This window comes from Halomonas citrativorans (assembly GCF_014898005.1).
Lineage (GTDB): Bacteria > Pseudomonadota > Gammaproteobacteria > Pseudomonadales > Halomonadaceae > Vreelandella > Vreelandella citrativorans.
This window is the reverse complement of the sequence record NZ_JABUYX010000004.1, coordinates 1-24,659: the sequence shown is the minus strand read 5'-3', so window position 1 is coordinate 24,659 and position 24,659 is coordinate 1. Positions and strand designations below refer to the sequence as shown.

The following is a 24,659-nucleotide window of genomic DNA, read 5'->3' as shown; positions in this document are numbered from 1 at the left end:
GTTAGGAGGCCGAGCGCATGACCCTCCGGTCATGCGCTGATATTGGTAGACCCGGCTCGATCAGGAGGGGAAAGAGAACTGTGCGCCCTCACGAACCCCGGCCGACGGCCAGCGCTGGGTGATCGTCTTGCGCCGCGTGTAGAAACGTACCGCATCGGGGCCATAGGCGGAAAGGTCGCCAAACAACGAACGCTTCCAACCGCCGAAGCTGTGGTAGGAGACCGGCACCGGTAGCGGCACGTTGATGCCCACCATGCCAACCTGAATACGGTCGCTAAAATAACGTGCCGCTTCCCCATCGCGGGTATAGATGCAAGTGCCGTTGCCATACTCGTGATCGTCGATCAGTTTCATCGCCTCATCCATGGAACCGGCGCGCACCACCAGTAGTACCGGGCCGAATATCTCCTCTTGGTAACAGGTCATCTCGGGTGTCACCCGATCGATCAGGGTGCCGCCCACGTAAAAGCCATTATCGTGCCCCGGCACCTGAACACCGCGCCCATCGACCACGATGGTGGCGCCCTGCTGTTCGGCACTGTCGATATAGCCGCAGACCTTCTCCTGGTGCGCCTTAGTGATCACCGGGCCGAAATCGTTGCTCTTGTCGGAGAAGGGGCCGACCTTGAGCGACTTCATCTGCTCCTGCATCTTGGCGATCAGCGTATCGGCGGCTTCGTCGCCCACGGCCACCGCAACGGAAAGCGCCATGCAGCGCTCGCCCGACGAACCGAAGGCCGCCCCGTTCAAGGAGTTGACCACGTTGTCCATGTCGGCGTCGGGCATGACGATGGCGTGGTTCTTGGCGCCGCCCAAGGCCTGGCAACGCTTGCCGCTAGCGCTTGCCCGGGAGTAGATGTATTCAGCGATCGGAGTGGAGCCGACGAAGCTGACGGCCTGCACGCGCGGGTCGTCGAGCAGAGTGTCGACGGCTTCTTTGTCACCGTTGACCACATTGATCACGCCGGCGGGCAGCCCCGCCTCTTGGGCCAGCTCGGCAATGTAGAGTGCCGAGCTGGGGTCACGCTCGGAGGGCTTGAGAACAAAAGTGTTGCCGCAGGCGATGGCCATGGGATACATCCACAGCGGCACCATCGCCGGGAAGTTGAACGGCGTGATGCCAGCCACCACGCCCAAGGGTTGGAACTCGCTCCAGGAGTCGATGCTGGGGCCGGTATTCTTGCTGTGCTCGCCCTTGAGCAGCTCCGGGGCGTAGCAGGCGTACTCCACATTCTCGATACCCCGGGCGAGTTCGCCCCGCGCATCATGCACTATCTTGCCGTGCTCTTGGCCGACCAGGCGGACGATTTCGTCGGCATGCTCTTCCAGCAGTTGCTTGAAGCGGAACATGATCCGGGCGCGCTTGGCGGCCGGGGTGTCACGCCAGGCCGGATAGGCGGCCTCGGCAGCGGCAATGGCCTCCTCGACGGTAGCTTTGCTCGCCAAGCTCACCTGGCCGGCAACCTCGCCGACGGAGGGGTTGAAGATATCCTGGGTACGCTCTTCGCGGTCGACACGCACACCGTTGATCAGATGGCCGAGTGTTGTCATGAGTTGCCTCTTGTTGGGTCTGTCGGTTTAGTCTGCAGAAGTAAGAGCTTCAGTTCAGTTCGCTGATGGCATCGCCTATCACATTGACGACTCGGTCGATCTCCTCACGCTCGACGATAAAGGGCAAGCCGAGCTGAATGGTGTCACCGCCGTAGCGCACGTAGAAGCCTTTTTCCCAGCACTTCATAGCGATCTCGTAGGGTCGGCGGGCCGGCTCACCAGGGTAGGGTTCGATCTGCAAGGCGCCAGCGAGTCCATAGTTACGGATATCGCTGATATAACGCGTGCCCTTAAGCCCGTGAAGCGCTTCTTCGAAGACTGGGCTCATCTCGCGCACGCGGTCGATCAGGCATTCCTGCTCGAGCACGTCCAGAGCCGATAGGGCTGCGGCACAGGCCACCGGGTGCCCGGAATAGGTGTAGCCATGGGGCAGCTCAAGCATGTAGTCGGCACCACCCTGCTCCATGAAGGTGTGATAAATCTCACTTTGAACGATCACGCCGCCCATGGGGACCGCACCGTTGGTCAGTTGCTTGGCGAAATTCATTATATCGGGAGTGACGCCGAACTCCTCGGCACCGGTCATAGATCCCATGCGCCCAAAGGCGGTGATCACCTCGTCGAAGATCAGCAGGATATCGTGTTGGTCGCAGATCTCGCGCAGCCGCTGCAAGTACCCCTTCGGCGGCGGGATTACCCCTGCGGAACCAGCCAGTGGCTCGACGATCACCGCGGCGATATTGGAAGCGTCGTGCAGCGCGATCAACTCAAGCAGCTCGTCGGCCTTCTCGGCACCGCGATCGGGCATGCCACGGGTGAAGGCGTTCTCAGCAATCAGGGTGTGGGGCAGGTGGTCAGCATCGACGCCCTGCCCATAAAGCGCCCGATTGGCACCAATACCGCCCACACTGAAACCACCGAAATTGACGCCGTGATAGCCCTTGGCACGCCCGATCAGCTTGGTCTTGGTGGTTTTTCCTTTCTTACGCCAGTAGGCGCGGGCAATCTTCAAGGACGTATCGGCGCTCTCGGAACCCGAGCCGGTGAAAAAGGTGTAATCCAGACCTTTAGGTGTCAGCTCACGCAGACGATGAGCAAGTTCAAACGCCTTGGGATGCCCGAACTGGAAAGCAGGTGCATAGTCCAGCTCGCGCAACTGCTTGCTTACCGCGTCGGCGATTTCTGGGCGAGAGTGCCCAGCGCCACACGTCCACAATCCGGAGAGGCCGTCAAAAACCTGGCGACCCTGGGCATCGGTGAGATAACTGCCCTTGGCACCGGTGATGATACGCGGGTCGCGTTTGAACTGACGGTTGCCGGTGTAAGGCATCCAGTATGCGTCGAGTTGCTCGACGCTGAGCCCGGCAGTAGGGGAAAACTCTTGAGCTGACATATCTATTACCCTCTATAGAGTCTTGTCATTAATGGGGTTTAGAAAACCAGCCTAGAACGCCTCTTTGATAAGTTAAATAAACAACTAGTTTATTTCAAATAACTACTTACTTAACTTTTAAGCACGATGACGCTACGATGGGGGTTACATAAATCTCACTGTGTAGGTAAGGAGCAAGAAAAATATGGCACTTCGGAAAGTAGCGCCAATGGGGCAACCAAGCGACTCTGACCTTCGGCTCCTCAGAATTTATCGAAAAGTCGTGGAATGCGGGGGTTTCTCAGCGGCTGAAGTCGAATTAAGCATTAGCCGTGCTGCCATTAGCATGGCAATGAATGACTTGGAAACACGACTTGGCCTCCGCCTTTGTCAACGTGGCCGTAGTGGCTTTGCCCTAACGAATGAAGGCTCTGAAGTTTACCAATTGTCTCTACAGCTTTTAGCGGCAGTTGAGGGATTTCGCACTCAAGTCAACGGCTTGCATGCCCAGCTCAAAGGTGAGCTCAACATTGGTATTACCGATAACCTAGTAACCATGCCCGAAATGCATATAACTCATGCGCTTAATGCACTCAAAGAGAAAGGCCCCGATGTTCGTATCAACATTCGCATGATTCCGCCTAGTGATATTGAGCTAGCCGTTCTTGATGGACGCTTACATACCGGCGTTATTCCTAATCTCAAAACTCTACCAGGGCTTGACTACCTGACACTGTACGAAGAAACCTCAAGACTTTACTGCTCGACTGAACACCCACTATTTCACGCGAACAATATTACGGAAGAAGACTTACCACATTACGACGCTGTTGTACCCGCTTATGCCCAAACACCAGAAATAAAGGCAATGCATGAACCGCTTAAAGCATCAGCGTCAGCGACCGACCGCGAGGGCGTTGCTTTTCTTATACTGTCTGGGAGCTATATCGGATACCTACCCACTCATTATGCTGAGCGATGGGTACGCGACGGGCAGATGAAAGCACTGCCACCCAATAAATGGCATTACTTCACAGGTTACAGCGCCATCACCCGTAAAGGAGGGTTTTCTAATTTAGTTTTGGAAACATATTTTGATGAGTTGAATAAACTGATCAGAACCTCTCCAAACACTAATACTTAAGCATAATAGAGACGGGGTAATTACGTGCCAAAAACCAACTATGTTAAACAAAACCTTACGTTAGATTAATCAAATACTTATTTAAAATAAAAATTATTTACCCTAGCCTGAACTTCGCAATGTCAAGTTATTTGAAGAGCTTGATATAAATCAAAAAAACCTATTAGTGACAGGAGGGGTAAATCTATTTTTGATTAACTAGAAGTTGATCAAAGGTGGCTTTAATCTTTATCTAGATCTAGAAAACATAAACAGCAATAGCGGATAATTTTCAAGAACTAAAAACCATGCACTAAAGTTCAACACCCAGTCTATTAAGCTAATATATACTATAAAACTCTTCTTAATAAACAAAGTACAAGAAAGGAGTAGTAGAGATGCCGAAAAGATTACCGCTTACGAAGATTCGCACAAGCGTAGCGATTGCAGCCGTTGCTATGGCGAGCGTGGGCATTACGTCCCAAGCGCAAGCTAATGAGCGCTTCATATTGGCACATGCCATGCCAAGCGATCATATCTTCCACGCTATTTCTGAGCGTTTTATCGACGAGATTCAGGAAAGTGAGGAGTTTCAGATTGCCTACCACCAAGGTGGTGATTTAGGAGACTGGACGTCTCTATTTGAGCAATCCATGCAAGGCGTTGTGCCGATGACGCTGACTTGGGGTGCCTCGGAATTTGACGAACGCCTCGACCTCTCATGGCTTGGTTATGTTGTTTCGAACTGGGAAGACGCTCGGGATGTCTATGGGCCTAATGGCGAAATGCTAGAAGTCTATAACAGCATATTTCATGATCTCGACCTGCATACTATCGGCATTATCCCTACCGATTTTGGCTCCCTTGTTATCCGCAAAGGCGTAGGAGAAGTCCCTGTCAACTTCCCCGAAGATGGCAACAATATTAAGGTCCGTGTACCACCTGTCCCTATCGCCATTGACCGCTTCCGTAACCTTGGCTTCGCATCAGTACCTATTCCACTCTCAGAGGTCTATACCGCCCTACAGCTAGGTACAGTCGATGCCCGAGCCTTTTCGACTGCAGTAGAAACTTACCAGCAGCGAGATGTTCTGGAAACGAACATTCTTACCAATGACTACTTTGAAACTGCTTTCTGGCTAGTGAATAAAGACTGGTGGGAAGGACTTTCTGAGGAGAACCGCGACTTACTACAGAGCGCTGCCGACGACACTGTGCTGTGGTCTTGGGATGAGGCTCAGAGCTTGAGTGAAGAATTCCTGGATAAAGTGCGAGATTCAGGCATTGATGTCGTCGAACTCAGTGATGAGCAGATTGCCACTGCTGCACAAATTGTTCATGAAACAGAATGGCCTGAAATGGAGAAGCTGGTCGGCTCCGAAATTATGGCAAAACTGAGACAAGCCGCTGGTATTGAGTAAGACCCAAGGCCCGCGTTTAGTGGGCCTTTCTCTTTGGAGTAAAGTGATGCCAATACAAGAAAAGGAAAAAGACTTTTCCCCTGCGGATGAAAGCCATCAGGTAAGCCAGGTGGCAGAAGTGACTGCCGTGCCAAACTTTCCTGTTAGCCCACTCTATTCAGTTTTTTTAAAGTGTGAAGCCGCTTATGCAATGCTTCTCAAAAGTTCGCTGGCAATATTTAGCATTCTTTTGGGTGGCTTGATGTTTGGTCAAGTGCTAATGCGCTACGTCTTTAACTCCCCATTTCTAGGCATTGAAGAGATTGCGCTGCTGCTAGGAGCATGGATTTATTTTCCGGCTATTGCCTATACCACTAGAGAGGGCGAGCATATACGCGGCGGCATATTAGATCTTATTGTTAAATCTCGTAGCAAGACCCAAATCATCAATCTCTGCATGTCCCTACTGAGCATAGCTGTCTGCGTGGTGTTTGGTTACTTTGCCATTAAGTACGCCATGTTTGATTTCGATCGAGGTCGCTTGAGCTCCTATATGCGCTGGCCTAGGTGGTTGTGGTCTGCCTCATTAGTAGTGGGCTTTTTAGGCACTATATTAGCGTTGCTCATGCAAACGATTAACCAGTTCCTTGACCTTCGTCGCATACAAAAAGAAGAGAGGCAACGATGCTGATTTTTTCCCTAGCTCTCGGGATTATTGTAGCTTTATTACTCTTGGGAATGCCGATAGCCTTCGCCTTTGGTCTTGGTGCTCTTGTCTATTTGCTCAGCACTGGTGCTGATATCTCATTCCTTATTCCTTATGCATTTCAAACGACAACCAGTTTTGCGTTATTAGCGCTACCTCTTTTCGTATTAGCGGGCGTGGTAATGGCCCAAGCGGGGATATCCACACACTTACTCAACTTCATCAATGCCTTCGTAGGAAGAGTTAAGGGCGGCCTGGGAGCTGTTACCGTTATAACGTGTGCTCTTTTTGGAGCCATTTCTGGCTCATCTTCTGCCGCCATCGCAGCGATTGGCCAGATTATGATTCCGCGAATGGTTCGAGAGGGCTATCCTGTTGGCCATGCAACCGCCTTGGTAGCATGCTCTTCGGTACTTGCACTGCTCATCCCACCTTCGGTACCGATGATCATCTTCGCGATAACGGGTGGGCTTTCCGTTAGCGCTGCCTTTCTTTCCACCGTCATTCCCGGCGTATTACTGATGATTATCTACGTCGGGTTGAATTTCTTTTTCCTGCGCAACAACCCCAACATACAAGTTGATGAAAAACTGCCTGTACGACAGGCTGGCATTAAGATCCTGAAAAGCGGTAAAAGCGCAATTTGGGCACTTCTAATGCCTATCATCATCCTGGGCACCATTTATGGAGGCATAGCGACGCCTACTGAGGCAGCAGCCATAGCCTTCGTATACGCCACCTTTGCTGGATTTGTGCTCTACCGCACTCTTAGCGTCAAGGCATTCTGGAATGGCTTGATTCAAGCCACATTGACGATTGGGTCAATCATTGCCGTGCTTTTCTTTCTCTTCATGATGAGCCGCGCCATGATCCTTCAACAGGTGCCGAGCCAAGTGACAGGCTTTCTACTGGGACTATCAGACAGCCCACTCGTCATTCTATTGCTTATAAATCTCGTTCTGCTTTTAATCGGCATGATTGTCGATGACATTTCCGGCAGCATCTTAGCTGCAGTTGTGCTGCTGCCATTAGCCACTGCTATTGGCGTACATCCTATTCATTTTGCCGCTATTGTTGGCGTCAATTTAGGGTTAGGTAATGTCTCACCACCATGCGCACCTATGCTTTATATGGCTGCAGGCGTTAGTAAAATATCTCTCGATAAGTACTTTGGGGTCACAATGAAGTTTTTGCTCTTTGGCCACCTTCCAATGGTACTGATAGTGACCTTCATACCTGAGTTATCACTGGCCCTACCTAGGTTTATTTTGGGCATTACCTAACAGGTATGCCCTATCGAGTGAGATAAGACGTAAGCTTACTTTTAGTAAAATATGATTCACCGAAACTAAACGTTACCGACCCGGGTCGGGGCAGATCAACAAGATGAAAAGTGGTCTTGTTTCGATCCAGTGCCAAATAGGCTGCAAGAAAAGAGCTAATCACTGCCAAGAAGGTTGTCCCAATTGTTGTGCCAGACTATGCCAAAACCGACGCGCGTTTACAAATGGTCATAGACAAAACAAAAGGGCTTACGAATAAACGTAAGCCCTTGATATGTCTGGCGCGCCCGGCAGGATTTGAACCTGCGACCCTCGGCTTCGGAGGCCGATACTCTATCCAACTGAGCTACGGGCGCATTGGGTGCGTATCGTACCTGTGCGGGCGTGCTGTGTCTAGCCGCGCGGCGGCTTTACTGTTCGCTTAATTGACCGTTTTGCTTCGTGTGATGCATGCTTTGCAGGCACTTTCCTTTATTACACATCCGGAACCTATAAAAATGAAAACATTCGCACAACATGCGCTGGCACTCTCTGTTTCCTTGGCGCTTTGCAGCTCAGCCTACGCGGCTAATTTTGACGATATGGACCCCGTGACTCTGCGCTTGGCGCACGTGGTCAACGAGCAGGATGGCTTTCATATCGCTGCTACCAAGTTTGAGGAGTTGGTGGAAGAGCGCACCGACGGCAAGGTGATCATTGATATCTACCCCAATGCTTCATTAGGCGATGAGCGTACGTTGTTGGAAGGCATGCAGATTGGCACCGTGGATATGGGATTGATTACCAATGGTCCGGTGGCCAACTTTGTCGAAGAGATGGCAGTGTTTGAGCTGCCCTTCCTGTTCCCGTCCCCTGAGGCGGCTTATGGGGTTTTGGACGGCGAAATCGGCCAGGAGCTTTTAGATAAGCTTTCCGACGTTAACCTGAAAGGCTTGGCCTACGCCGAACGCGGCTTTCGCAATCTGACCAATAGCGAGCGCGCAGTGAACACGCCAGCCGATATGGACGGTCTGCGCATTCGTGTGATGGAGAATCCGGTATACACCGATACCTTCCGCGAGCTGGGCGCCAACGCTATCCCGATGGCCTGGACCGAGGCACTCACGGCGATGCAGCAGGGCACCATCGACGGTCAGGAAAACCCGGTAAACGTGGTCTACTCCTTTAAGCTGGGCGAAACGCAGAACTATATGACGCTCTCGCGCCATACCTATGCCCCGGCTATTTTTGTGATGGGCATGTCGGCCTGGAACCAACTGCCGGAAGAAGCACAGGCCGTTTTGGAAGAGGCGGCCCAGGAAGCCGCTGAGTACGAACGCCAGGTTAATGCCGATATGGAAGCCGAACAGCTAGCCGCTCTGCAGGAAGCCGGTATGGAGATTAATGACTCGCCTGATATTGAGGCCTTCCAAGCCGCGGTGGTGCCGGTGTACGAGAAGTACGGCCAGCAGTTTGGTGACTACCTGCCACGCATTCAAGAAGCACTGGCGGAGTAAGCCACGCCTCACCAATTGATTACTGATTAACCCAACAGGCCACCTCACGGTGGCCTGTTGGCTGCATGCGATGACTCACCAAGTGCTCAGGCCAGAATTTTTCCGGGGTTAAGCAGTCCTTTAGGGTCCATTGCCTGTTTCAGGCGCTTCATCAGGGCGATCTCTTCTGGTGAGCGTGAAAGTGTCAGGTAGTCGCGCTTTTCCAGGCCCACCCCGTGTTCAGCGGAGATCGAGCCGTTGTATTTCACCAGCGAGCCGTACACCAACTCTTCGACCTGACGCCGGGCATCCTGGCTGGCGTCACGCACCGTGACGATGATGTGCAGGTTGCCATCGCCCAAGTGGCCAAACACGACCAGCTCGCAGGTTTCTGGCCATTGCACCTTCAGCTTGCCTTCTAGCGCCGTTACGTACTCATCCATGTGGGTGATCGGCAGGCTAACGTCGTAGGAGAACATCGGGTCAAGCGCGTGCACCAGGGTTTCGATATCCTCGCGCACGGCCCAGATACCTTCGCGCTGGCTGCTGGAGCTGGCCAGCACGGCATCCGTGATCAGCTCTGCTTCGAGGGCTTTTTCCAGTACGTTTGCAAACGCTTCGGCATCTTTCTCATCGTCCGAGCCAAGCGTTTCAATAATGGCGTAGAACGGCGAGTCGTTGGCCAGCAATGCGGCGTGTTTGGTCGTCGCGGAAGTCATCAACGCGTAGTGATTGTTCCATAGCGCTTCGAAGGCACTCAGGCTGTTGGCAAGCTCTTTGGAGGCCATGTTTAACAGCGATGTCAGCGCGTCGAACGAGGGCACCGCGACGAACGCGGTCTGCTCGCTGGGCATATTCGGATGCAGGCGCAGCACGGCCCGGGTAACAATCCCCAGGGTGCCTTCGCTACCAATAAACATCTGCTTTAAATCATAACCGGCGTTGTTTTTCAGCATAGTGTTCATGGAACTGACCACGGTGCCATCGCTGAGAACCACTTCCAGCCCCAACACCTGCTGGCGCATCATGCCGTAGCGAATCACCCGAATGCCGCCCGCGTTAGTGGCGATGTTACCGCCAATGGTGCAGGAACCGCGCGCGCCCAGGTCCAGCGCAAACTGCATGTCGATCTCTTGGGCGGCTTCCTGAACGTGCTGAAGCGTCACGCCCGCCTGTACCTGCATCGTGGAACCCACGGCATCGATATGTTCGATCTGGTTCATTAGCTCCAGCGACACAACGAGTTCGTCAGGGCTGGCAACGGCGCCATGCACGACACCGGTCAAACCACCGTGGGTGACCACTGGCTGATTGGCCTCATAACAAAGCGTCATGACCTGGCTGAGCTGTTCAGTGGATTGCGGTCGAATAATTGCTTTTGCCTGACAAGGCGCTTTGGTGAACCAGTCGACACTGCGCTGGGCAACGTCATCACCCAGCAGTACGCCTGTTTTTCCTACGATGTCGGTAAGACTATTAATCAGCGTGTCCATTCTCTGTTCCTGTCAGGGCCGGTCGGTGCGCGGCGTGAAGCCTGGCTATGTATTTATGCGTAGGCAGAGAGGCTATCGCCAACCGTGTATTTGCTCAAGGCTACGATCTAAAACGTTTTTTATTGCCAGCGTGGTTTTCCGGCAGGCTCCACGACGAATGGCGGGATTACAATCAGTTATTTGTTCGCTAAAACCAATATGGTATAGATGACGCGCTGATTAAGGACACACCCCCTCTTACACTATAAAAAAACAGATCATTCCAAGGAGATAACGTGGATAACGCCCCCTCTTCCCGCACGCCCCGCCATTTACTTAAACGCGCTACACTGGCGATTGCCCACGTAATGAATAGCGACGACAGCTACCCAAGTGCGGCGGCGCACCCTCAAGAGCTACTTGGCGAACAGTTCAGTAACCACCTTCCTCGCATCCAGGAGGCACTGCAGTAACGTGGCCACTTTCTCTCAACCTTTATTGTCACTATTAAGAGGCATAGAGCGCGGCCTGGATACGGTCCTCCAGCCAGTGGTCTTTGCGGGCATGGCGGCCTTGATCGGCGTGATTACGCTGCAAATTGTCTCTCGAGTGTTTTTCACCGCCTTTGGCTGGACCGAAGAGGTCGCCCGTTTTCTGCTCATCTGGATTACCTTTCTAGCCAGTACACTAGCTTTTCAGCGCGGCCATCATATCGCCGTTACCTTTGCCGTCGACGCGCTTCCGGCTCGTTTACGCCAAATAGCGCGAATACTGGCTGTGATGGCGGTTATCGCTTTTATGATCACGCTGGTAGTGATCGGCTATCGCTACATGCAGGTACAGAGCTTTCAGAAATCCGCCTCGCTGCGCGTGCCGATGTCGTACGTGTATGCCGTGATGCCGATCAGTGCGGCCATCATGGCCTGGTATGCGTTGGTCGATCTGCTTGAACTGGTGCTTGAAGGCAAACCCTCGCAGCCCACGGGAGAACAGACACCATGACCATGCTGCTATTTGGCCTGTTTTTCCTGTTTATGCTGATGGGCGTGCCGATTGCCTTTGCGATTGGTGCCAGCACCCTGTATGCCCTGTATCAGTCGGGCGTGCCGCTGATGGTGGTGACCCAGCAGATGTTCCAGGGCATCAACTCCTTCGCGCTGGTGGCGATTCCCATGTTCATTCTGGCCGGTGACTTAATGGCCCAGGGCAAGGTGAGCGAGCGGTTGGTGAGTTTTGCCGATTCGCTGGTGGGCTTTATGCGCGGCGGGCTTTCGGTCGTATCGGTCATGGCGGGCATGTTCTTTGCCGCTATTTCGGGTTCGGGGGCGGCCACTACGGCGGCGGTCGGTTCAAGCCTGGTGCCGGAGCTTAAGCGAAAGGGCTACGACCCCGCCTCGGCGGCCAGCCTGATTGCCGCCAGTGGCACGATCGGCGTGGTCATTCCGCCCTCGGTGCCCATGATCATCTACGCGGTGATTGCCCAGCAGTCGGTATCCAAGCTGTTTTTAAGCGGCTTTTTGCCCGGTTTGGCCATGGGCTTGGGGCTGATGGCCATTGCTATCACCCAAGCCTATAAACGCCAGTACCCCAAGGGCACGCCGCTATCTCTGGCCACTATCTGGCGTACGTTGAAAGCCGCTAGCTGGGGGCTGATGACGCCGGTGATTATTCTGGGCGGCATCTTTTCAGGCATTTTCACGCCTTCCGAGGCGGCAGTGGTAGCCGTCAACTATGCGCTGCTGGTGTCGCTATTCATCTATCGTGATCTAACCCTGCCCCAGGTGTATCGGCTGCTGATCCGCTCAGCCATCACCACTGCAGTGATCATGCTAGTGATTGCCATGTCGGCGGTGCTGAGCTGGACGCTGTCTAGCTGGCAGGTGCCTGGTGCTATCGCGCAATCGGTGTTGTCGCTCTCCACCAACCCGCTGATTATCATGCTGCTGGTGGTCGCCGTCATCCTGCTGACCGGTGTGTTTATCGAAACGGCAAGCGCGCTGATTATCTTAACGCCGGTACTGCTACCGCTGGTGCTGCAGTTGGGGATCGATCCGATCCACTTCGGTCTGATTATTGTGGTAGGGCTCTCGATAGGCATGATCACACCACCCGTGGCGATCAACCTGTACGTTGCATCTTCAGTGACACAGCTACCGCTTGAGCGTATTACACGCGCCATCGTGCCTTATCTGCTGGGGCTAATCGGCGTACTGCTGCTAGTGGTCTATGTCCCCATATTCATGGGGTGGTCGGGAACTTAATATCGTCCAGATATGCTCTTCAAGGGAGCCTGCCCGGTTCCCTTTGAACCCCGTATTTATCAGTACGCCGCCATTCATGCACAAGGTCACAGGAAACGGCCACCCTTTTGAAACGACTTTCTAAACTGGCCAGGGGACACGCCAAACAGTTGATAAAAGCAGTTTCTAAAGTGCGAAACACTCACAAACCCTGTTGCTACGGTCACCTCTGCTATCGGTTTATTTGTTTGCTGCAATAGCTGCCGCGCCCGTGTTAAACGCAACTCCATGTAATACCGAGAAGGGCTAGCGACAATATAGTGACAGAACAATCGCTCTAGCTGGCGCCGTGAAATACCCACCCAATTGGCTATTTCAACAATAGATAACGGCTCTTCAATATTGTTTTTCATCAACTGAAGGGCTGTTTTAAGTGTTTCTGGTAACGTATGGTTTTGATCAACGTTAATCGTTGAAATGTCTGGCAGTTCTATTTCCTTGTCACAGCCGAGCATTTCCTCAACCGCACTGGCTACCTGGTCACCACAATCAGCTCTCACCACTTCTAGCATGAGACTTAGGGAGCTGCTCGCGCCCGCGCAGCTTAATCTCTTTCTATCCACAACGTAGCTTCGAGCAGAGATAGTAACGTCTTGAAACTCCTCAGCCATCATGGCGCGTCCGTCAGGATGGTACGCGCACTGATAGCCACTCAACAGACCTGCGTCTGCAAGAAAGTAGGCGCCATTCCATAAACCACCCAATACAACGCCGTGACTATCTGCCTTTCTTAGCTTATTACGCACAAGCGCTGAGGACTGCGCTTTAACTCTCAAGCCACCACACACTATCAATACATCTACTTTTTCGTTGGAAAGATCAAAATCCGCAAGAGATGCATCAGCGTTAATTTCAATCCCCAAGTCTGATTGCACAGCGGCGCTGCCATTACCGACAACCCTTATGTTGTAAGTGGTCGTTGCGTTCATCAAATTCGTTGTTACCAACGCATCAACAGCACCTGTAAATACCATCATGGAAAAATTTTCCATCAACAAAAAAACGACTGTTTTCACTTTTGCGGGCACTGCCAGCGTTTGTTCTGGTGGTAAATAGGCCATATTTTTATTTTTCAACAAGCTACAAAACTTATCTTTCATATATTCCCTCAACCTGACCACGACGACGGTGCAAAACGGGGCGTTTTCAAGATACCAACATAACCTGAAAGGTAATAAATCGGCATCGCATCACTGCTGGCCGGGATAAGTGTGCGAGGAATTGTTAGCTATCCTATGGTCGCACACCGCCGTTCATGAATATAAAACCGTGCATGAAGCATCAACAAGGGTGCTTTAAACATGCTTCTATCATGTTTGCCGCGATTGGCAGCTGATGATTGTTATCATTTATATCGTACCGGGTTGCTTCTTTGATGGCATAACACTACTGCTAATGACGCTGCCTATTACGTTTCCCATGATCACAAGCCTGGGGTTTGATCCCATCTGGTTTGGCATCATTTTATGGATTACCAGCTACTAAACGTTCCTCCATCCAACGCTCCAGGGTGAGCAAACGGCCCGCTCTTGCGTTGAGGGCGGGCTGTTGAGCTTATTATGCAGGGACTATAGGTTTGGGTTATTGATCGCTGGATAAGCTAAGTTCTGCTTTTCTGTCTCCTGGTGTTTAACAGAGCACTCATTTTTTTGCCGCGAGTACATCCTCGGGCCGCATCACCTCACCACACTGGCTTGGGCTATAACCCGGCAGGCGCTTGACCGCTTCCTGAAAGGGCTCACCCTGCAATGCCTTCAGAAAGGCACATAGCCGTGGTTCTTCTAACGAACGGTGATGGCAGGCCAAAAGATAGTCTTCGATAGCCAGCGGTAAAAAATCAAGCCCAAACTTTTGAGCGGCAGCCTCGACACCAAATCCGCAATCAGCCATGCCGGCGGCGACGTAAGCAGCTACCGCAGAGTGGGTAAACTCCTCTATTTCAAACCCACGAATCTTTTTGCTGGAAACCGCCGCCTCTTTTAACAGGCAGTCCAGCAGCGAGCGCGTGCCTGACGAGGCCTGGCGGTTGACGAACCGCACGGACTTATCCGCCAGCGATGCGACTCCCGTGATACCAAGCGGATTACCCGGCGCCACCATCAGCCCCTGAGTCCTGGCGATAAAGCCAATCACTCGGTGCTGACGCGGCTTTAAAAGCGCCTGGTAGGTATCGCGTACGCGCTCGCCGACCTTGCCACGCGGCAGATGAAAACCCGCCACATCGCAACTGCCCCGGTGAAGAGCCGTCAACGACTCTTGCGGGCTGCAGTACTGTAAGTCCAGGGGTGTTTCGTGCAGGTATTTGGGAAGTAGCTCGACAGCAAAACCATGGCTGGCGTGCAGCCGCAACACCGATAGCGCCCCTTGCTGCTGCTGTTGAATCGCCAGGTTCAGTTCAGACCCCAGGCTTTCCAGCTGCGGCCCCAGGCGGGCAATCGCACGCTGCTCGGCCCATAGCAACTTTTCACCTAGCAGTGAAAGCCGTGCGCCGCGCCCACGCTGCATCTCCACCAGCGGTACGCCAAAGAACTCCCCACCCTGGCGCAAAAGGTTCCAAGCGTGGCGATACGAGATGCCGACATCGCTTGCGGCGAGCGTGAGCTTTCCCCGTCGATAGACCGCTTCAAGCAAGCGAAGTAGGTGTATATCAAGTTGATTCCCCGCCTCATCACGAAAGCACCAAGAGGGGATAACGCTAATTTTTTGCATGGCTTTTTTCATAGGTATAATCTTTCATATTTTGTACTTATAGCGTTGATGCTAGCGTTGCACTGACCGTGGTGCACGCTCTTTTTAATACATCGCTTAAAATAGGCAGAGCTGTGCATGTTTACTAAATAATAAATCAGCACCAGGAGAGACATGATGAATGAGTCTCGAGAATGGTCGTCGCAGTCGATTCAGGCCGAGATCAATGCGCTACGCCACAAACCAGGCGCGTTGCTGCCGATTCTTCATGCCCTCCAGGACCGCTTCGGCTTTATTCCTCCGGATGCCGTGCCTCTCATCGCCGAGTCATTACAGCTGACCAGCGCTGAAGTACACGGGGTCATTAGCTTTTATCACCACTTTCGGACCGCACCGCCGGGTCGCCACGTGGTGCAGATCTGTCGCGCCGAGGCATGCCAGGCCGTCGGCGCGCGCCAGCTTGAGGCTCATGCCAAAGCGCGCCTGGGCATTGATTACCACCAGACCACCAGCGACCGCGACATCACCCTTGAGGCCGTTTACTGTCTGGGCAACTGCGCCTGTGGCCCCTCCGTTCGCGTGGATAATGGCGTGCGCGGTCGGGTAACGCCTGAAGCTTTCGATGCATTATTGGATGAGCTGCAAACCAGGCCGCTGGAGGTAATCGCATGAGCATTCGTGTTTTCGTACCCCGAGATACCACCGCGCTGGCGCTGGGCGCCGATGCCATCGCCAACCGGCTGGCACGAGAAGCCGCTGCCCGTGGTGAATCCATTACGCTGGTGCGCAACGGCTCACGCGGGCTGGCCTGGCTTGAGCCGCTGGTTGAGGTGGAAACACCCACCGGCCGCTTTGCCTATGGCCCGGTGGCACTTGCCGATATCCCCGCGCTGCTGGACAGCGGCATGCTGCAGGGCAGCGTCACCCATTCATTGGCCCTGGGGCCAACCGAAGAGATCGATTACCTCGCTCGCCAGCAGCGCCTGACATTCGCCCGCATCGGCATTACCGACCCACTCTCGATTGAAGATTACCGGTCGCATAGTGGGTTTCGCGGCCTGGAGGCAGCGCTGCAAAGCGCGCCACAGGACATTGTTGAGGAAGTAAAAGCCTCTGGGCTGCGCGGGCGCGGTGGGGCGGCGTTTCCTACGGGCATCAAGTGGCAGACGGTGCTGGATACACCGGCCGATCAAAAATATATCGTCTGCAACGCTGATGAAGGCGACTCCGGCACCTTCGCCGACCGGTTGGTGATGGAGTGCGACCCCTACCTGCTGATTGAAGGCATGACGATTGCCGGGCTTGCAGTAGGCGCAACCCAAGGCTACATCTACCTGCGTTCAGAATACCCGCTGGCCAAGGAGATTCTTGACGAGGCCATCGCCCATGCCGAACAGGCCGGTTATCTGGGTGAGAACCTGTGTGGCAGTGGCCGCGTTTTTCATTTGGAAGTGCGCTTGGGCGCTGGGGCATACATTTGCGGTGAAGAAACCTCGTTGCTCGAAAGTCTGGAAGGCAAGCGCGGCCTGGTACGCTTCAAACCACCGCTGCCCGCTATTGAAGGACTATTCGGCCTTCCTACCGTGGTTAACAACGTGCTCTCGCTGGCCGCCGTGCCGTTTATCCTCGCTGAAGGCGCTGAGGCTTACGCCTCGCATGGCATGGGCCGCTCGCGGGGCACCTTGGCACTTCAGCTGGCGGGTAATGTTCAGCGCGGCGGATTGGTGGAACTTGCCTTCGGCACCACGCTGCGCACCCTGATGGAGGAGTTCGGTGGCGGCACGTTAAGCGACAAACCGCTGCGTGCCGTGCAGGTGGGAGGCCCGCTGGGCGCCTACCTGCCGGAATCCCAATGGGACTTACCGCTGGACTACGAAGCCTTTGCCGCCGAGAGCGCGGTGCTGGGTCACGGCGGTGTGGTGATGTTTGATGAGAGCGTGGATATGGCCGAACAAGCGCGCTTCTCGATGGAATTCTGCAAGGTGGAGTCCTGCGGCAAGTGTACGCCATGCCGTATCGGCTCAACCCGTGGCGTGGAAGTGATTGATCGTATCCGCGCCGACCAAAACCGCGAGGCCAACCTCGCCCTGCTCCATGACCTCTGCGAAACGATGGTGGATGGTTCGCTCTGTGCCATGGGGGGCATGACCCCCTTCCCAGTGCAAAGCGCCCTGAACCACTTCCCTGACGATTTTCAGCGGGCCGCGAACGGAGACAGATCATGATCGGACACTTTGACCCCAAACAGTACGCCAGAAGCGCCGCCCACGATAAAGACCTGGGCACGCCTTTCCCAACGGGTACGGCGCTGGTGAACCTGGAAATTGATGGTATTACCATCACGGTGCCGGAAGGCACTTCGGTACTGCGTGCAGCGGCGCTGGCCGATATCAATATTCCCAAATTATGTGCCACCGACAGCCTGGAGCCGTTCGGCTCTTGCCGGTTATGCGCCGTACAGGTAGAGGGCCGCCGTGGGCTGCCAGCCTCCTGCACCACCCCCGTGGTGGAAGGCATGCAGGTGACCACCCAGAACGAGCGACTCGCCAAACTGCGCCGCAACGTGATGGAGCTGTACATCTCCGACCATCCGCTGGACTGTTTGACCTGCCCGGCCAATGGCGACTGCGAGCTACAAGACATGGCGGGCAGCGTTGGTCTTCGCGAAGTACGCTATGGGTTTGACGGTGAGAACCATCTTCAGGCCACCAAAGATACCTCCAACCCCTACTTCAGCTTCGACCCCAGCAAGTGCATCGTCTGCTCCCGCTGCGTGCGCGCCTGCGAGGAAGTGCAGGGCACCTTCGCCTTGACCATCGACGGTCGCGGGTTTGATTCCAAAGTGGCCGCGGGGCAAGACGAAGCGTTTATGGATTCAGACTGCGTTTCGTGTGGCGCCTGTGTACAGGCCTGCCCGACCGCCACGCTGATGGAAAACAGCGTCATTGATCACGGCGTGCCGGACCGCAGCGTAGTCACGACCTGCGCCTATTGTGGTGTGGGCTGCTCGTTTGAAGCGCAAATGAAAGGTGACAAGCTGGTGCGCATGGTGCCCTACAAGGGCGGCGACGCTAACCACGGCCACTCGTGTGTGAAGGGGCGCTTTGCGTTCGGCTACTCCTCTCACCCCGACCGCCTGACCACGCCGATGATCCGCGACAGCATCGACCAGCCCTGGCGCGAGGCCAGCTGGGAAGAAGCCATTGGGTTTGCCGCTAATCGCCTAAAAGCGATTCAGGCCGAGCATGGCCGCGAGAGCATTGGTGGTATCACCTCATCGCGCTGCACCAACGAAGAGACCTACCTGGTGCAGAAGCTGATTCGCGCAGCGTTTGGCAATAATAATACCGACACCTGTGCACGGGTCTGCCACTCGCCCACCGGCTACGGCCTGAAAACCACGCTGGGCGAATCTGCCGGCACCCAGACCTTTGACTCGGTAATGAAAGCCGACGCGATTATCGTGATTGGCGCCAACCCCACCGATGCCCACCCGGTATTTGGCTCGTTGATGCGCAAGCGCCTGCGACAGGGCGCGAAGCTAATCGTCGCTGACCCACGCTCTATCGATCTGCTCAAAACGCCTCACCTGAGCGACGCCCAGCATTTGCCGCTGCGCCCTGGTACCAACGTCGCGCTGATCAACGCGCTTGGGCATGTGGTGGTCACTGAAGGTCTTGAAGACAAGGCGTTCGTGGCTAGCCGCTGCGACACCGAAGCGTACCAAAGCTGGCGCACGTTTATCGCCGACCCGCGCCACTCTCCGGAAGCCAGCGAAGCGATTACCAGCGTGCCCGCCGAGGCTGTGCGACAGGCAGCGCGCACTTACGCCACTGCTGGCAACGGCGCCATTTACTACGGCTTGGGCGTGACCGAGCACAGCCAAGGCTCCACTATGGTGATGGGAATTGCCAACCTGGCCCTGGCCACCGGCAATATTGGCCGTGAAGGCGTGGGCGTGAACCCGCTGCGCGGCCAGAATAACGTGCAAGGCTCCTGCGATATGGGCTCCTTCCCGCATGAGCTGCCGGGCTACCAGCACGTGGCCGACCCGATTGCCCGTGGCCGCTTTGAAAGCGTCTGGGGCGTCAAGCTCGACGATGAACCGGGGCTGCGCATTCCCAACATGTTCGATGCCGCCATCGAAGGAACTTTCAAGGCGCTTTACGTGCAGGGCGAAGATATCGCCCAGTCTGACCCCAACACGCAGCACGTTGAGGCTGCGCTGCGTTCGCTGGACTGCCTGATTGTTCAGGATATCTTCTTGAACGAGACGGCCAAATTCGCCCATGTACTTCTACCGGGTTCCAGCTTTTTGGAGAAGAACGGCACCTTCACCAACGCCGAACGACGTATCAACCGAGTACGCAAGGTCATGCCACCGCTAGCCGGTAAGCAGGATTGGGAAATCACCCAGGACCTGGCCAACGCGCTGGGCTACCCGATGCGCTACGCGCATCCTTCTGAAATCATGGACGAGATCGCTCAACTAACGCCGAGCTTTGCCGGGGTGAGCTACGAAAAGCTGGAAGTCTATGGCAGCCTACAGTGGCCGTGTAATGCCGAGTATCCTGAGGGAATGCCGACCATGCACGAAATCAACTTCCCCATTGGCCTCGGGCGCTTTGCGATTACCGAATACGTGCCCACCGAGGAGCGCGCCACCCGCCGCTTCCCACTGCTGCTCACCACCGGGCGGATTCTTAGCCAATACAACGTGGGTGCCCAAACCCGTCGCACCGACAACCAACACTGGCACGATGAGGACATATTAGAGTTGCACCCAAGCGACGCCGAGCTACGTGGCGTGCGCGACGGCGACTGGCTCGGCATTACCAGCCGATCAGGCCATACGGTGCTCCGTGCGCGGCTGAGCGAGCGAATGCAGCCGGGGGTGGTCTACACTACGTTCCATCATCCCGGTAGTGGCGCCAACGTGATTACTACCGATAATTCGGACTGGGCCACCAACTGCCCCGAATACAAGGTTACCGCCGTGCAAGTAGAAAAAGTCAGCCAGCCCTCCGCTTGGCAGCAGCGTTTCTCCTCCTTTGACAAGGCCCAGCGTGGCCACTTGGCCAAGGCGCAGCAGGAGGCGTCATGAGTGCAGTGCGTGAACGCGACGCACCCGCGCAACCGGCTGACGCCTTGGCGCGCCAGTCGGTTGAAGTCCACAGTAGCGCGGCCAATTGGCGCGCTACTGTGCAGGAGGACGCGCTAGCGCTAGAAGTGCCGGTAGCGATGGTCTACAACGGCATTTCCCATGCGGTCATGATGGCAAGTCCTTCGCATCTTGAAGATCTGGCCCTGGGGTTCAGTCTTTCTGAAGGCATCCTGGCCCACTCTCACGAGTGCTACGACCTTGAGCTTCATGAAGAGGCTCAAGGCCTGGCGGTTCACCTAAGCATTGCCAGCCAGCGGCTGGCCGAACTTAAGCAGCGCCGCCGTAGCACAACCGGACGCACCGGCTGCGGGCTGTGTGGCACAGAAGCTTTGGAGCAGGCTATTCGGCCCATCCCTGAGGTGAGTGCGCCACACCTTGACGATACGGCCATTCAACTCGCGCTTCGCGAGCTGGACGACCATCAGCCACTAAAGGAAGCCACCGGGGCGGTGCATGGCGCCGCCTGGTGTGATCTGCAGGGGCGTATTCAAAGGCTGCGCGAAGACGTGGGTCGTCATAATGCGCTGGACAAACTGATTGGCTCGCTGGCGCATGATAACGTGCCGCTCCAGCAAGGCTTTGTGATGGTCTCCAGCCGAGCCAGCTATGAAATGGTACACAAGTGTGCAAGCGTTGGCATCGGCGCGCTGGTTGCCGTGTCGGCAGCCACCGCCCTGGCCGTTCAACAGGCGCAGGCAGCAGGCCTTCTGTTAGCAGGTTTTGCACGCCCAGGCCGTCATTTAATCTATCACCGCCCTGTCTCTGCAAAGGACTGAGCCCTTTACCGCGTTGAGGAGAGACCCTATGTCAAACAACAACGATGCCAATTTAGTCCGTATGACAAACCAAATCGCTACCAACCTGGGCAACGGCCGTGATGAAGAGGCAGCAGCAGCGGCTATCTGCCGTCACCTGGAAACCTTTTGGGCACGCTCAATGAAGCAGCGCCTTGTTGCCAGCCTGGCACTTGAGAGCGTGGAGTTTTCCCCCTTGGCACGCCGCGCTGCAACACTGCTGGCTACCCGGCTATCAGAACAGCAAGTCTCTCGTTAGCACATCACAATAAAAGCTCAATAACATTAGCTTTTAGTCTTGCCACAGCGACTTACACGAGAAGCTCAATGGTTTTAGCAAAAGTTAATAAAAATCATTATTTCCGTTAAAAATCGGACATTTCGAGTCTACTAGTTGCTATTTTAGAATATAAACCTGTTTCCATAACCCAAGTTAAGGTGTTTACCGAGCATAAGGTGCACTGTGTGGATGTGGTGGCCAAGGATGGCCCGTTTTTGGCAAAGATGCCGACCTACAGTTTAGCTGCCATGACCTTGTACCGCCTGGTCATGGCAGCTTTTTATTGCACTGCATTTTACTTTTTAACGTCACGTTACTTTGGCAGCCATGTCTCAATAGCGGCTGTCCCGCAGCGGATTTTCAACAGCGAACGTTCAAAGACAGCGTTTCAACCACTACGCCAGCGCTGCCTGAGGGCGCCGCTCATCCAGCATTCCTTTATCAAGAATAAAGCGAACAATCTCTTCAAGCCCTACGCCATCGTAAAGGTTGGTAAATACAAAGGGCCGCTCGCCGCGCATTTTCTTTGAATCACGCTCCATTACCTCTAACGACGCGTGCACCTGCTCGGCGATATCGATCTTGTTGATAATTAGTAGATCCGACTTGGTAATCCCCGGCCCACCCTTACGCGGAATTTTGTCTCCCGCCGAGACATCAATCACATAAAGCGTGAGGTCAGAAAGCTCGGGACTAAACGTCGCAGAAAGGTTATCTCCCCCAGACTCTACCAATACCAGCTCAAGCTTAGGATGGCGCGCCTGTAATTCATCGATAGCCGCCAGGTTCATCGAGGCGTCTTCACGAATCGCCGTATGCGGACACCCCCCGGTTTCGACGCCCAGAATGCGATCAGCGGCCAAGGCGTCATGCTTAAGCAAAAAGTCAGCATCTTCGCGGGTGTAGATATCGTTGGTCACCACAGCAATATCGTAATAGTCGCGCAGCGCCAGGCAGAGTTGCTTGAGTAGCGCCGTTTTCCCGGAGCCGACGGGGCCGCCTACACCAATACGTAAACAGTGAGTCATGGTAAGTATCTCCTAGCTTCTAAACAGTCGTGAATATTGGGTTTCATGCAGGGCACTGGCCAACGCAAGCCCAGGTAATACGGGGCCAAGCGCGTTATCTTCAAGCAGTAACGCTTTATCAACAGCGCTAACCAGTGCTGGTCGCAGCTGCTCTGTTATCCGCTGAGCAGCGGTATGGCCCAAAGGCAGGGCCTTACAGGCAACTGCCAGCTGGTTTTCAAGCCACGCCCAGCCAAATCCAAGTAACGCCTGGCGGCAAGGCACGCGCCGCATGTGCGCGGTAAAGGCAAAGAGCGTGACATAGCCTGCATGGGGCGGTAGTAAGCCATTTGGCAATAGCTCAAGACTTCCCAGCAAGCGCTTTAATGAAGCGCCCAGGCGGCTATCTTCAGCAGACAGCTCAGCGGTTTCTCGCGTAGCGGCCAGCCATTCATCCCACTGAGCTATCGCATCCCGGTCGGCGTGCTCAAAAGCATGGTACAAGCGGGCAATCAGCGGCAACTCACAAAGCGTCAGGCCATCTTCCAGTACGCCAGTGAGCCACTCCGCCAGGCTGGACTCGTCATTTACCCAGCCAAGTTCAAAGGCACTCTCAAGCCCTTGAGAGAATGCGAAGGCACCAATGGGCAGCGCCGGACTAACCAGCTGCAACAAGCCCAACAGCGCCAAGTCTCCCGTTGCAGCCTGCTCAGTGAGCATGATGATGCTCGTGCGGATGGTCGTGATCGTGAGCATGAGAATGCGAGTGGCCATGTCCGCCTATCTGATTATAGGCGCCCGGCTCTGGATCAAACGTGGCTTCGTGGTGTTCAAGCGTCGCGCCCAGCAACACAGCCAGTTCCTCCAATACGTGATCAGGTGGGAAGCGTACCCAACCGCCGCGCTCGTCTTCACCCAGCGCCAGCTGCACATGGCGGTTGCCCAAATGGTAGGCAAGCCGCGCCAAGGGTAAGCCATTCCTTATTCGTGCGGTCACCACCGGCTCAATAGCAGCGCACACGCGAATAACTTCGCCGCTTTCCGCTTTTAAGCCTTCGCCACTTCGCAGTACCGGGCCACGATCCAAAAACAGCCCCAGCGCCTGGCCATTGTCGCTTTCCGCTTTTAGGCGCCCGCGGGTGCGAAGTTCAAAGGGTAACGTAAGCGTATCGCTGGCTGCGCTTTCATCCACCGGGCCTAAACGTTCTATCAGTTTCAGCATAATTAACCTCTTGATCGACCAATGAGTTGAGCCTTTGCAATGAGCCTACGCCCCCGCAGGAGCAGCTCACACACCCCCTGTAGGAGTAGCTCTTGCACCCCCTGTAGGAGCAGCTTCAGCTAGCGATGCCGTGCGCAGCGCTGCCGGGGTTGGTGGCTAACACCATGCACCGCGCTCCGCCACCGAAGGGCGGCTGCGCCGCCATCGCCGAGTGAACTCAGCTCCTACCAGTTAAAGTGCATGCATCCCCCGCCGGAGTAGCTCACGCCCCCCCCCCCTGTAGGAGTAGCTTCAGCTAGCGACGCAGTGCGCAGCACTGCCGGGGTTGGTGGCTAACACCATGCACCGCGCCCCGCCACCCAAGGGCGGCTGCGCCGCCATCGCCGAGTGAACTCAGCTCCTACCGGTTAAAGTGCATGCATCCCCTGTAGGAGCAGCTTCAGCTAGCGATGCAGTGCGCAGCGCTGCCGGGGTTGGTGGCTAACACCATGCACCGCGCTCCGCCACCGAAGGGCGGCTGCGCCGCCATCGCCGAGTGAACTCAGCTCCTACCAGTTAAAGTGCATGCATCCCCCGCCGGAGTAGCTCACGCCCCCCCCCCTGTAGGAGTAGCTTCAGCTAGCGACGCAGTGCGCAGCACTGCCGGGGTTGGTGGCTAACACCATGCACCGCGCCCCGCCACCCAAGGGCGGCTGCGCCGCCATCGCCGAGTGAACTCAGCTCCTACCGGTTAAAGTGCATGCATCCCCTGTAGGAGCAGCTTCAGCTAGCGATGCAGTGCGCAGCGCTGCCGGGGTTGGTGGCTAACACCATGCACCGCGC

General features: G+C 55.1%; 21 protein-coding genes, 1 tRNA gene and 1 pseudogene. 14 read left to right on the top strand and 9 right to left on the bottom strand.

From position 1 onward, the window contains the following. Positions 1 to 60: 60 nt before the first annotated feature. Positions 61 to 1,551 carry a CoA-acylating methylmalonate-semialdehyde dehydrogenase gene (locus INT20_RS06540; protein ID WP_087110768.1) on the bottom strand — a complete coding sequence of 497 codons (1,491 nt, stop codon included), beginning with the start codon at positions 1,549 to 1,551 and terminating at the stop codon, positions 61 to 63. A 49-nt stretch (positions 1,552 to 1,600) separates the two neighbouring features. Beyond that, positions 1,601 to 2,944 carry an aspartate aminotransferase family protein gene (locus INT20_RS06535; protein WP_193056629.1) on the bottom strand — a complete coding sequence of 448 codons (1,344 nt, stop codon included), beginning with the start codon at positions 2,942 to 2,944 and terminating at the stop codon, positions 1,601 to 1,603. Between the two features lie 184 nt (positions 2,945 to 3,128). On the opposite strand from INT20_RS06535, the gene INT20_RS06530 reads away from it, so the two are divergent. The 4 genes from INT20_RS06530 (at position 3,129) to INT20_RS06515 (ending at position 7,435) form a co-directional block, all read left to right on the top strand. Next, positions 3,129 to 4,067 carry a LysR family transcriptional regulator gene (locus INT20_RS06530; RefSeq protein ID WP_193056628.1) on the top strand — a complete coding sequence of 313 codons (939 nt, stop codon included), beginning with the start codon at positions 3,129 to 3,131 and terminating at the stop codon, positions 4,065 to 4,067. A 377-nt stretch (positions 4,068 to 4,444) separates the two neighbouring features. Next, positions 4,445 to 5,467 (top strand): TRAP transporter substrate-binding protein DctP, encoded by a 1,023-nt coding sequence (dctP, locus tag INT20_RS06525; RefSeq protein ID WP_087110762.1) that lies wholly within the window; start codon positions 4,445 to 4,447, stop codon positions 5,465 to 5,467. 46 nt (positions 5,468 to 5,513) lie between these two features. Beyond that, positions 5,514 to 6,137, top strand: coding sequence for a TRAP transporter small permease (locus INT20_RS06520; RefSeq protein WP_087110760.1), 624 nt, complete (start codon positions 5,514 to 5,516; stop codon positions 6,135 to 6,137). Next, positions 6,131 to 7,435, top strand: coding sequence for a TRAP transporter large permease (locus INT20_RS06515; RefSeq protein ID WP_193056627.1), 1,305 nt, complete (start codon positions 6,131 to 6,133; stop codon positions 7,433 to 7,435). Before INT20_RS06520 ends, INT20_RS06515 begins: the two co-directional genes overlap by 7 nt. Positions 7,436 to 7,714: 279 nt before the next feature. On the opposite strand, the gene INT20_RS06510 is transcribed toward INT20_RS06515, so the two are convergent. After that, positions 7,715 to 7,791, bottom strand: a tRNA-Arg gene (locus INT20_RS06510). Between the two features lie 141 nt (positions 7,792 to 7,932). Between INT20_RS06510 and INT20_RS06505 the strand changes: the two genes are divergently transcribed. Next, positions 7,933 to 8,931, top strand: a complete 999-nt coding sequence (locus tag INT20_RS06505; protein WP_087110756.1) for a TRAP transporter substrate-binding protein — start codon at positions 7,933 to 7,935, stop codon at positions 8,929 to 8,931. A gap of 86 nt (positions 8,932 to 9,017) precedes the next feature. Here INT20_RS06505 and INT20_RS06500 read toward each other — a convergent pair whose 3' ends face one another. Continuing rightward, positions 9,018 to 10,403 (bottom strand): FAD-binding oxidoreductase, encoded by a 1,386-nt coding sequence (locus INT20_RS06500; RefSeq protein ID WP_193056626.1) that lies wholly within the window; start codon positions 10,401 to 10,403, stop codon positions 9,018 to 9,020. Positions 10,404 to 10,678: 275 nt separating this feature from the next. Between INT20_RS06500 and INT20_RS06495 the strand changes: the two genes are divergently transcribed. From INT20_RS06495 to INT20_RS06485, 3 genes are read left to right on the top strand one after another with little or no spacing between them, the layout of a single operon-like run. After that, on the top strand, positions 10,679 to 10,855 hold the full coding sequence (locus INT20_RS06495; protein ID WP_193056625.1) for a hypothetical protein: 177 nt from the start codon (positions 10,679 to 10,681) through the stop codon (positions 10,853 to 10,855). 1 nt (position 10,856) lies between these two features. After that, entirely contained in the window at positions 10,857 to 11,384 is a 528-nt protein-coding gene (locus INT20_RS06490) for a TRAP transporter small permease (protein ID WP_193056624.1), read from the top strand. Continuing rightward, positions 11,381 to 12,643, top strand: coding sequence for a TRAP transporter large permease (locus INT20_RS06485; protein ID WP_193056623.1), 1,263 nt, complete (start codon positions 11,381 to 11,383; stop codon positions 12,641 to 12,643). The genes INT20_RS06490 and INT20_RS06485 overlap by 4 nt, the downstream gene beginning before the upstream one ends. Before the next feature lie 86 nt (positions 12,644 to 12,729). Here INT20_RS06485 and INT20_RS06480 read toward each other — a convergent pair whose 3' ends face one another. Beyond that, positions 12,730 to 13,782 (bottom strand): GlxA family transcriptional regulator, encoded by a 1,053-nt coding sequence (locus INT20_RS06480; RefSeq protein WP_193056622.1) that lies wholly within the window; start codon positions 13,780 to 13,782, stop codon positions 12,730 to 12,732. Between the two features lie 232 nt (positions 13,783 to 14,014). Between INT20_RS06480 and INT20_RS06475 the strand changes: the two are divergent. Further along, a pseudogene (locus INT20_RS06475) lies at positions 14,015 to 14,149 on the top strand (TRAP transporter large permease subunit); the annotation flags it as partial. Between the two features lie 174 nt (positions 14,150 to 14,323). On the opposite strand, the gene INT20_RS06470 reads toward INT20_RS06475, so the two are convergent. Continuing rightward, positions 14,324 to 15,391, bottom strand: a complete 1,068-nt coding sequence (locus INT20_RS06470) for a substrate-binding domain-containing protein (protein ID WP_193056720.1) — start codon at positions 15,389 to 15,391, stop codon at positions 14,324 to 14,326. Positions 15,392 to 15,547: 156 nt separating this feature from the next. Between INT20_RS06470 and INT20_RS06465 the strand changes: the two genes are divergently transcribed. From INT20_RS06465 to INT20_RS06445, 5 genes are read left to right on the top strand one after another with little or no spacing between them, the layout of a single operon-like run. After that, a complete protein-coding gene (locus INT20_RS06465) occupies positions 15,548 to 16,042 on the top strand; it encodes a formate dehydrogenase subunit gamma (RefSeq protein WP_087110744.1) in 495 nt (164 codons plus the stop codon). After that, positions 16,039 to 17,595 (top strand): formate dehydrogenase beta subunit, encoded by a 1,557-nt coding sequence (locus tag INT20_RS06460; RefSeq protein ID WP_193056621.1) that lies wholly within the window; start codon positions 16,039 to 16,041, stop codon positions 17,593 to 17,595. Before INT20_RS06465 ends, INT20_RS06460 begins: the two co-directional genes overlap by 4 nt. Then, a complete protein-coding gene (gene fdhF / locus INT20_RS06455) occupies positions 17,592 to 20,474 on the top strand; it encodes a formate dehydrogenase subunit alpha (RefSeq protein WP_087110740.1) in 2,883 nt (960 codons plus the stop codon). Before INT20_RS06460 ends, fdhF begins: the two co-directional genes overlap by 4 nt. Further along, entirely contained in the window at positions 20,471 to 21,310 is an 840-nt protein-coding gene (fdhD, locus tag INT20_RS06450) for a formate dehydrogenase accessory sulfurtransferase FdhD (protein WP_193056620.1), read from the top strand. Before fdhF ends, fdhD begins: the two co-directional genes overlap by 4 nt. Positions 21,311 to 21,338: 28 nt before the next feature. Continuing rightward, positions 21,339 to 21,587, top strand: a complete 249-nt coding sequence (locus INT20_RS06445; RefSeq protein WP_193056619.1) for a formate dehydrogenase subunit delta — start codon at positions 21,339 to 21,341, stop codon at positions 21,585 to 21,587. Between the two features lie 416 nt (positions 21,588 to 22,003). On the opposite strand, the gene ureG is transcribed toward INT20_RS06445, so the two are convergent. The 3 genes from ureG to ureE are packed head-to-tail and all read right to left on the bottom strand — an operon-like array spanning position 22,004 to position 23,837. Then, positions 22,004 to 22,636 (bottom strand): urease accessory protein UreG, encoded by a 633-nt coding sequence (gene ureG, locus INT20_RS06440; protein ID WP_087110734.1) that lies wholly within the window; start codon positions 22,634 to 22,636, stop codon positions 22,004 to 22,006. A 12-nt stretch (positions 22,637 to 22,648) separates the two neighbouring features. Then, positions 22,649 to 23,335 carry an urease accessory protein UreF gene (locus tag INT20_RS06435; RefSeq protein ID WP_193056618.1) on the bottom strand — a complete coding sequence of 229 codons (687 nt, stop codon included), beginning with the start codon at positions 23,333 to 23,335 and terminating at the stop codon, positions 22,649 to 22,651. Beyond that, entirely contained in the window at positions 23,325 to 23,837 is a 513-nt protein-coding gene (ureE, locus tag INT20_RS06430) for an urease accessory protein UreE (RefSeq protein WP_172116961.1), read from the bottom strand. The genes INT20_RS06435 and ureE overlap by 11 nt, the downstream gene beginning before the upstream one ends. Between the last annotated feature and the right edge of the window lie 822 nt (positions 23,838 to 24,659).